The following is a 4,932-nucleotide window of genomic DNA, read 5'->3' on the forward strand; positions in this document are numbered from 1 at the left end:
CGTCGGTGGAGGAGGACGAGTCGGATGAGCCCGTGCCTGTCGTCGAGCCGTCCTCGCTCGTGATGGAGTAGGTGCCGTCCTTGACGAGGAGGTTCTGGAAGTAACCGTACTCTCCGTGGGAGTCGCCCACGACGCCCACCCTGTACCTGCCGTCGGGCAGGTCGGCGGGGACCGGGAAGGAGCCCGTGGCTCCTCCGTCGGCGTCGGCGGTGAAGGTGGTGAGTTCGGTGAAGTCGTCACCGGTCGGGCTGGTCCCCGTGCCGTGGGAGTCCGCCGGTACGACGCCGAAGCGGATCGTCTCTTCGGGGGTGAAGCCGGTGATGGTGGTCTCGATCGTCTGGGTGCCGTCTGCCGTAGTGGTCAGCGTGTAGCTGCCATCGGGCTTGGTGGAGTCCAGCGCGAGGCTCACGTTGAAGGAATCGACGACTTTGTTGTCGTAGTTGTAGCAGGCGAAGCCGAGAACTCCCCGCTGCTGGTCGGACAGACCGGCAGCCTCGGTGGCCGTCGGCAGGTCGATGGCGGCAGTCCACGTGCCGTCATCGTTCGGGATGATGCTGCCGAAGGCGCCCGTCGCCTGGGATGCCCCGGATGAGAGGCTCTCCTGGTCGGCGGCGACGGACCACACGACGGAGGTCGGGTTGCCGTCGGTGGAGGCGCACCCGGTGCCCGAGATCGTGAGCGTCTCGTCCGGGCTGGCGACGCCCGTGTAGTCGCTGGTGTAGGTGAAGTCGCCGTTGGCGAAGGCTGGGGTTGAGACGGCGGCACCGGCGGCCACGAGGGCGGCGGTGGCACCGAGGGTGGCAGCAGAGCGTCCGAGACGCATGGAATCCTCCAGGGGATAGTGGGTGGTTGTCCGTCACGGTGCTCGGCACCGGCTTCAGGCCAACTCTCTCTCAGTCGAAGTTGAGACACAAGTGAGACATAAGGCCGAACCGGCTCCGGCACAGCACTACCATACGCAACAGTCGTCACAACTGTCACTCACATCTCGTAGAAATGAGACACAAGTCCCATCTTTCCGGTGTGGTTCGCACGGCGCTCATCCGGATCACCCATGGGCGATCGCTCGAGGTCATTGATGTCGACGGCCCCGCCACGTCGCATGGCGGGGCCGTCGTCTCCCGTTTCCGTGTCCGGGCCGTCCGGGGCCGGTCCTCCTCACCAGATGGACACGCGGTCCTCCGGCTCCAGCCACAGGGCGTCTCCCCGCCTCACGTCGAAGGTCTCGTAGAAGGCATCGACATTGCGCACGATGCCGTTGCAGCGGAACTCGTTCGGCGCATGGGGGTCGATGGTCAGCAGCAGCTCGGCGTAGTCATCGCGGCTCCGGCTCCGCCACATGCGCGCCCAGGAGTAGAAGAAGCGCTCCATGGCGCTCAACCCGTCGATGACCGGGGCCTCCTCCACCGAGCTGATCCCCGCCTCGGCCAGCGCCAGGCGGTAGGCCTTGAGTGCGATGCCCAGACCGCCCAGGTCGCCGATGTTCTCGCCGATCGTCAGCTCGCCGTTGACGTGCGGGACCTCGTCCACAGCTTCGCCCGCGGCCTCGGCCCGGGCCACGAGCAGCTGCGGGCGGTAGGCATTGTACTGGTCGATCAGCGCTCCGGTCCGCGCCTCGAAGGCATCGCGGTCCTCTGCCGTCCACCAGTCGGCCACCTTGCCGGTTCCGTCGAAGGTCGAGCCCTGGTCGTCGAACCCGTGCCCGATCTCGTGGCCGATCACCGCGCCGATGGCCGCGTAGTTGACGGCGTCGTCGGCGGCGGGGTCGAAGAAGGGCGGTCGCAGGATCGCGGCGGGGAAGACGATCTCATTCATCGTCGGACGGTAGTAGGCGTTGACGGTTTGGGGCGTCATGTGCCACTCGTCGCGGTCCACCGGTCCCGCCAGCTTGCGCAGCGCCCGGGCCAGCTCGAAGCCCTCGACCGAGCGCACTGAGCCGATGACGTCTCCGGGGACGACTGTGACCGTCGAGTAGTCTCGCCACGTGTGCGGGTAGCCGATCTTGGCAGTGAACAGGTCCAGCTTCTTCAGGGCCCGTTCGCGGGTGGTCGGGCTCATCCACTCCAGAGAGGAGATCGACTCCCGATAGGCCTCGATGAGACGCCCCACCAGGACGTCCATCCGCTCCCTGTGCTCCGGCGGGAAGTGACGGGCCACGTACATCTCGCCCAGCGCCTCGCCCATGGTCCCCTCGACCAGACCGACCGCGCGCTTCCAGCGCGCCCGCAACTCATCCGTGCCCTGCAGAGCACGGCCGTAGAAATCGAAATTCTCCTCCACGAAGGCTCGCGGCAGCAGGGGCGCGCGGCCGTGGACCACATGCCATGCCGCCCACACCCGCAGATCCTCCAGGTCGGTCTCCTCCCATACGCGCGCCAAGTGGGTCAGGTAATCGGGCTGCTCGACGATCGCCTCCGCGAGGAAAGACTCGCTCCGGGCACCCACGCGCAGAGCCGCCTCGCCGATCCCCTCCCGCCAGGCCTTCCATGCGAATCCCGGCGCCGAGGCCGTCAACTCGGCCCACGTGCGCGGATTGTTGATCTTCTCGATGTCGCGGCAGGCCACGCGGGTCCAGTGGCCGGCGGCGAGCGCGGTTTCCACGGCCATGACGCGTCCGGCCAGGGAGTCGGCGTCGGCGCCGAGTCGCTCGGGAAGTGCGACCAGCTCCAGCATGCGACCGACGTGCCCCGTGTAGGCCCGGCGGGTCTTGGCCTTCGAATCCTTCCGGTAGTAAGACTCATCGGGCAGTCCGAGGCCCGACTGACCCATCCAGGCGATGTAGCGCTCCGGGGCGTTGAGGTCGACCTCGACGTCCACGTCCACCGGGCCCGTGAACCCGGCGGCGATCCCGGCCCCCAGCGTGCGCGCCAGGGCCTCCTTGCTCCGCGCGCCCAGGACGGGGGCGAGTTCGGCCTCCAGCGGATGGGCGCCCAGCTCCTCGATGCGCTCCTCGTCGAGGAAGGAGGAGTACAGATGAGCGATTTTCGCCTCGGACGTGGTCGGGACCGCAGTCGGATCGACGTCGGCGGCCAACTCGGCGAGGATGTCGCCGCACGCCTCCTCCGCGGCGTCGCGCAGAATGAGGAATGTCCCCGTCGACGATCGGTCGGCGGGGATCTCGACCGTCGTCAGCCATGTGCCGTTGACGTAGCGGAACAGGTCGTCCTGAGGGCGGACGGCGGAGTCGGTTGCCGAGGTCTCGAGCACGCCGCCCAGAACGGGGTCCTGAAGGGACTGCGGATCCTCGGCGGAGGTGCACGCGGCCGGAGAGGAGGTGGGAGTCGTCATGGGCTCACGCTAATGGCGTCTCATCCGCACATCCGTGCATGCTCGGATCCGCATCCTCCTGTTCGCGTGAGGCACAATCCGGCCATGCGTATTCACATCGGTACCGACCATGCCGGGTTCGAGCTCAAGAACACTCTCAAGGATCACTGGACGAGGGCCGGTCACGACGTCGTCGACCACGGCTGCTACGAGTACGACCCCGCCGACGACTACCCCGAGTTCTGCTTCGCCTGCGCCGAAGGCGTCATCGCCGACCCCGGCAGCCTCGGCATCGTCCTGGGCGGTTCGGGCAACGGCGAGCAGATCGCCGCCAACAAGGTCGACGGCGTGCGCGCCGCCCTCGTGTGGTCCGTCGAGACCGCCGTGCTCGCCCGCCAGCACAATGATGCGAACGTCGCCGGCTTCGGCGTGCGCCAGCACTCGGCCGATGACGCTTTGACCATCCTCGATGCCTTCATCGCCGAGTCCTTCTCCGGCGACGAGCGTCACGGCAACCGGATCGGCCAGGTGCGTCGTTACGAACGTGCCCACCGCGGGCTCCACGATGGGGCCTGATGCCGGCGCCGACGAGGTCGAGGCCCGTCGGTAGGCTCCGGCCGGAGTACTGTCCCGTTCATGCCGGAAGGTCACACCATCCACCGTCTCGCCGGCGCCCTCGCCGAGCTCTACTGCGGTCAGCGCCTGAGGGTGAGCTCGCCGCAGGGCCGTTTCACCGACGGGGCCGCCCGCCTCGACGGCGGGGTGCTCCTGGGAGCCCGGGCGCACGGTAAGCACCTGTTCCTGGCCTTCGGGCCGCAGCCCGGCATGCCGCTGGACGACGAGGCCGTCACCTGGCTGCGCATCCACCTGGGCCTGTACGGGTCGTGGACTTTCGACGGCGACTCGGCCTTCACCGCTCCACATGCCATCGGCGCCCCGCGCCGACGCGTGGGCGAGCGCGGGGAGCACGCGCTGCGGCACGGCGGCGGTTCGGCGCTCGCGGGCCTGAACGGCGATGACGCCTCCGCATCATCTTCCGAGAATTCCGCGCGGACGCCCGCGGCCCCGGAGCCGGGGCGATGGGCGCCCCCGCAGCCGCGCGGGGCCGTGCGCCTGCGTCTGCTCGGCGAGCATGGCGTCGCCGACCTCACCGGGCCGACCGCCTGCGAGCTGCTCGACGCCGAGGGCGTGGCCGCCGTGCGCGCCCGCCTGGGGCCCGACCCATTGCGGTCCGACGCCGATCCCGACGTTTTCGTAAGGGGAGTGCGCCGGCGTCGCAGGACCATCGGCGAGCTGCTCATGGATCAGTCCATCATCTCCGGGATCGGTAACATCTTCCGCGCCGAGACACTGCTGCGCTGCGACATCAGCCCGTTCCTGCCCGGCAACCGGGTTGACGAGGCGCGGGTGCGCGCCGTGTGGGACGACCTCGTCCCGCTCATGGAGTACGGCGTGGCCACCGGTTTCATCACAACCGTCGAGGTCGAGGACGTGCCCGAGCCCCTGCCCACCGGCGACGAGGAGGCCGGACGCTGGTACGTCTACCACCGCGCGGGACGGCCCTGTCTGCGGTGCGGTACCCCCGTGAGGGAGAGGAAGGTGGGCGGGCGGCGGCTGTTCTGGTGCCCGACCTGCCAGGCCCGCTGAGACCCCCGCCGCCGGGGG

At 69.0% G+C, this 4,932-nt stretch carries 3 protein-coding genes and 1 pseudogene; 2 read left to right on the forward strand and 2 right to left on the reverse strand.

Features of this window, described 5'->3' with window-relative positions; genetic code table 11:
- Both HMPREF9062_RS13115 and HMPREF9062_RS05680 read right to left on the reverse strand, forming a co-directional pair.
- Window positions 1-823, reverse strand: a pseudogene (locus HMPREF9062_RS13115) (hypothetical protein); the annotation flags it as partial.
- 335 nt (window positions 824-1,158) lie between these two features.
- Window positions 1,159-3,288 carry a M13 family metallopeptidase gene (locus tag HMPREF9062_RS05680; protein ID WP_009749114.1) on the reverse strand — a complete coding sequence of 710 codons (2,130 nt, stop codon included), beginning with the start codon at window positions 3,286-3,288 and terminating at the stop codon, window positions 1,159-1,161.
- A gap of 84 nt (window positions 3,289-3,372) precedes the next feature.
- Here HMPREF9062_RS05680 and HMPREF9062_RS05685 point away from each other — a divergent pair, with 84 nt between their 5' ends.
- Window positions 3,373-3,843 (forward strand): ribose-5-phosphate isomerase, encoded by a 471-nt coding sequence (locus HMPREF9062_RS05685; RefSeq protein ID WP_009749115.1) that lies wholly within the window; start codon window positions 3,373-3,375, stop codon window positions 3,841-3,843.
- A gap of 60 nt (window positions 3,844-3,903) precedes the next feature.
- On the forward strand, window positions 3,904-4,914 hold the full coding sequence (locus HMPREF9062_RS05690; RefSeq protein ID WP_009749116.1) for an Fpg/Nei family DNA glycosylase: 1,011 nt from the start codon (window positions 3,904-3,906) through the stop codon (window positions 4,912-4,914).
- The last annotated feature ends 18 nt before the right edge of the window (window positions 4,915-4,932 follow it).

Origin of the sequence: Actinomyces sp. oral taxon 448 str. F0400 (genome assembly GCF_000220835.1) — a bacterium.
Lineage (GTDB): Bacteria > Actinomycetota > Actinomycetes > Actinomycetales > Actinomycetaceae > Actinomyces.

Coding starts and splice junctions, on each gene's coding strand:
- HMPREF9062_RS05685 (WP_009749115.1), top strand. CDS start 3,373: ATGCGTATTCACATCGGTACCGACCATGCCGGGTTCGAGCTCAAGAAC.
- HMPREF9062_RS05690 (WP_009749116.1), top strand. CDS start 3,904: ATGCCGGAAGGTCACACCATCCACCGTCTCGCCGGCGCCCTCGCCGAG.
- HMPREF9062_RS05680 (WP_009749114.1), bottom strand. CDS start 3,288: ATGACGACTCCCACCTCCTCTCCGGCCGCGTGCACCTCCGCCGAGGAT.